Annotated in this window: 2 protein-coding genes; both read left to right on the top strand. The window is 31.3% G+C overall.

Annotated features, from left to right (window positions below):
- The first annotated feature begins 479 nt into the window (after positions 1-479).
- Positions 480-2087 (top strand): DEAD/DEAH box helicase, encoded by a 1608-nt coding sequence (locus FGK85_RS14680; RefSeq protein WP_138207860.1) that lies wholly within the window; start codon positions 480-482, stop codon positions 2085-2087.
- A gap of 181 nt (positions 2088-2268) precedes the next feature.
- Entirely contained in the window at positions 2269-3777 is a 1509-nt protein-coding gene (locus tag FGK85_RS14685; RefSeq protein ID WP_243122899.1) for a glycosyl hydrolase family 18 protein, read from the top strand.
- Positions 3778-4182: the final 405 nt, after the last annotated feature.

Consider the following 4182-nt stretch of genomic DNA (forward strand, 5'->3'; position numbering starts at 1 on the left):
AAGATTTCGTGGGGTAGGGGTAAGTGTATCTATTTTTGCGACCTATCGGTCTGCGGGCTTACCAGCCCTTTAAGTAAATGTAAAAAGATACAATTCCAGTAAAAATAAAATTTTTACTGGAATTTAGGTGCTAAATCTCTGTTAGCGTTCCAGAATCATTGACATGACGTATTTAATATGTTATCTTAAATTAGTATGCATTTAAAGTGAATATATTTTGGTTATTTATATATAATAAAAACGATGTTCATTAGAGTATCGTTTTTTATTTTGTGAATTACAAAGTAAATGTAAATTTACTTAAATAATAGTGATCTTATTGGAAGTTATCAGGAACAAAAGAAGTATTTCCAAAGGCTTTTGAACAATGGAGCGTAGGGTATAGGTACATCCAATAAGAGTTAATAGTGCTTAATAGCGGTGTTTATAACTTGATAGAGCTCTAGTGTATGCAAATAAATTTGGAGAGGAAATAAAGAATGAAAGAAAATACTAATTTTGAATTTGAACAATTACAATTATCTGATGAAATGAAAAAAACCATAGGAGAGATGGGATATAAGGAAGCAACACCTATTCAATATAAAGCTATTCCTTATGTATTAGAAGGAAGAGATGTTATAGGTCAAGCACAAACAGGTACAGGAAAGACAGCAGCTATAGGAATTCCTATAATAGAAAAAATAGATGATGAAAGTAAAAAACTTCAAAGTATAATACTTTGTCCTACTCGTGAACTTGCAATGCAGTTTGCAAAGGAAATGAAAAAACTTTCTGCTCATAAAAGAAAGTTAAAAGTAACACCTATATATGGTGGTGGATCAATAGATGCACAAATAAGAGAACTTAAAAGAGGAACTCAAGTGGTAGTAGGAACTCCAGGAAGAGTTATGGATCACATGAGAAGAGGTACGCTTAAGTTAAATGACATAAACATGTTGGCATTAGATGAAGCAGACGAGATGCTTAATATGGGTTTTGTAGAAGATATAGAAACTATACTTAAAGAAACACCAGAGGAAAGACAAACACTTTTATTTTCTGCTACTATGCCTAAGGCTATTTTAGACATAACTAAAAAGTATCAAAAGGAGCCTAAGTTAGTAAAAGTAGTAAAAAAGGAACTTTCAACTTCTAACATAGAGCAAAAATATTTTGTAGTAAAACAAAAGGATAAAGTAGAACTATTAACTAGATTAATGGTTATATCTAACCCAAAACTTGCAGTTGTATTTTGTAATACAAAGAAAATGGTAGATGAATTAGTAGTTCAACTACAATCAAGAGGACTTTTTGCAGATGCAATTCATGGAGATTTAAGCCAAAACCAAAGAGATAAGGTTATGAATAAATTTAGAAAAGGCATTATGCAAATACTAGTAGCTACAGATGTGGTTGCAAGAGGTATAGATGTAGATGATGTTGAAGCAGTATTTAATTACGATTTACCACAATTTGAAGAGTACTATGTTCATAGAATAGGTAGAACAGGACGTGCTGGAAGAGAAGGAAAGGCCTTTACTTTTGTATCTTCAAGGGAAATAAGAAAGCTAAGAGAAATAGAAAGATATACTAAAATGAAGATATCTGAAGATAAAATTCCTAGCAAAGAACAAGTAGAAGAAATAAAAGCTGAGCGTTTTCTTCAAGATGTAAAAGAAGTTGTAGCAGAGCAGGTTCCTAGCAAATACTATGATTATATTAAACAGTTAACTAAGGATGGTCTTAATGAAACAGTTTTAGCTGCGGGACTTTTAAAAATGTACATGGAATCCAGAGATAATAAAAGTGAAGAATTAGAAAATAATATTGAAGGTTCAGCAAAAGAAAATGGTGCAGAAGAAGGAATGTCAAGATTATTTGTAAACCTAGGAAGAAAGCAAAAGGTTACTACTGGAGATTTTGTAAATAATATAGCTAGAGAAGCTAGAATAAAGGGTAAAGAAATAGGAAAAATCGACATATATGAAAAGTATTCTTTTATAGAAGTACCAATAGAATTAAGTGAAAAAGTTATTAACAAAGTTAACGGAATAAAAATAAAAGGAAATAAAGTTAGAATTGAACAATCTAATTCAAGGAAATAAAATTAGAATTGAACAAATTAGTTCAAGAAAATAAAATTAATTTATTTTAAAAATAGTATACTGGCAGCAGTTTTCCCCCTAAAAATTTTTAGGAAAATGTTATAGAGTTACTTTATAACATAACTTATTTTACTATAAAAGCATAGTATAGTAAGGAGAAATAATTTTTAGGAAGGATAACATGCTGCCAGTTATTTATTATGTAAAACCTGGAGATAGTCTTTATTCTATAGCTATAAAATTCAATATAACTCCTAGTGGGGTAAGAGATTATAATAAGTTGAAGAGCAACACAATATATGCGGGGCAAAAGATTTATATACCAGCTACTTTTTATGTAGTTCAACCAAAGAATTCCCTATATGATATAGCTAAAACTTTAAATACTACAGTGGAAAGCATTAACAAATTAAACGGATTAAAAAGTACAAATCTTTATATTGGTCAATCACTAAAAATACCTTTTTATAGTGAAGTAGTAGCTAAGGTAGATAATATAAGTGTGAGATCAGGACCAGATTATTCCTATAGAGAATTACAAAAGATGGCTATAAATTCGAAAATGCAAATGGTAGGTTCTAGAGATGGATGGTATAAAGTAAAACTTTATAATGATGAATTTGGATGGATACCTAAGGCACAAGCAAACTTCAATGTATATTGGGTAGAAAAACCTATAAGTACTATACTGGGCTATTATACTAGGGAAGAAGGACCGGCTCTTCCAAGCTCTTATCAATCATTTGTAGATAATAAAAATAGTATTCCAGAGCTTGGCTTATTTTTGTTTAGGATAGATCCTAAGGATGCTACTAATATAGAAAAATTTGGAGATTTTACAGATGAGTATGTAAAAAATATAGTATTAATAGGGCATAGAAGTAATGTTAAAGTATTAGCTACAGTTCATAATTTATTATACAGGGATGGCGGTACTACTTTAGCTAAGGAATTGGTAAGTACAATGGTCTCAACGCCTGAAACTAGAGGAGCTTTCATAAACAATATACTGTTGTTATTAAGAAAGTATAATTTTGACGGTGTCAATATGGACATAGAAGATGTGTACTTAAAGGACAGTGATAAGTTATCACTATTTTATGAGGAACTTTCTAGAAAGCTTAAAGTTGAAGGATACTATGTGTCAGCAGCTCTTCCAGCTAGGGTAAGCGATGAACCCTTTAATCCTTTTTCGGATCCTTTTAACTATGGAAGAATAGGAAATGCTTTAGATGAAGCAGTTATAATGCTTTATAATGAACACGGATGGCCAGGAAGTGGTCCGGGGCCTGTGGTTTCTATAGGATGGATGGAAAGGGTAATAGGATATACCATAACAAAAATGCCGAGGGAAAACGTAGTTGCAGCAGTTTCTGTATTTGGATTTGATTTTAACTTAACTACAGGAAGAAATACTTATGTTACCTATGACATGGCAGTTAATTTAGCTAAAAAGTACAACAGGGAAATAATATTTGATGAAAAAACTCAAACTCCAACCTTTGCATATACAGATGAAAAGGGAGAAAATCACGAAGTTTGGTTTGAAGATACTAGAAGTATTAAAGCTAAAATAGATAAGGCCTACCAAATGGGCATTAAGGGCATTGCTCTTTGGAGATTAGGCATGGAAGACCAGGGAATTTGGGATATGCTAAAGAATCAGGTAGTAGTTGCATTCGGGAAATAAGTAAATTGTGACGGAAGTCACAATTTTCAGTGGGCTAGTTTGCCAGTGTGCTAGAGGGCCAAAATTAGTGTGCTAGTGTGCTAGAGGACCAGAGGGCTAGAGAAGGATAATTTTTCTTCATTGCATTACGAAAAATTTTAGAATGTAAGAAAGATAGCTAACACAATTTCACAACGTGAAATTGTGTTAGCTATCTTTTGGGCTTAAATTAAATCTTTTATTGGCGATAGCCAGGCTAAATATATAAATATCAGATATCAAATATCAAATATCAAATAATGTGGATTTTCTTCATTTTATTCAGAAAATCTTTAATTTATAAATAAAAAAGCGCTTATAATCTTTTAGGCGGAGCCTTTCGAAAAGTTATATGATACTTATTAAAATAAAATAGTAATTAAAATT

Origin of the sequence: Haloimpatiens lingqiaonensis, assembly GCF_901447495.1 — a bacterium.
Classification (GTDB): Bacteria; Bacillota; Clostridia; order Clostridiales; family Clostridiaceae; genus Haloimpatiens; species Haloimpatiens lingqiaonensis.

Coding starts and splice junctions, on each gene's coding strand:
- FGK85_RS14680 (WP_138207860.1), top strand. CDS start 480: ATGAAAGAAAATACTAATTTTGAATTTGAACAATTACAATTATCTGAT.
- FGK85_RS14685 (WP_243122899.1), top strand. CDS start 2,269: ATGCTGCCAGTTATTTATTATGTAAAACCTGGAGATAGTCTTTATTCT.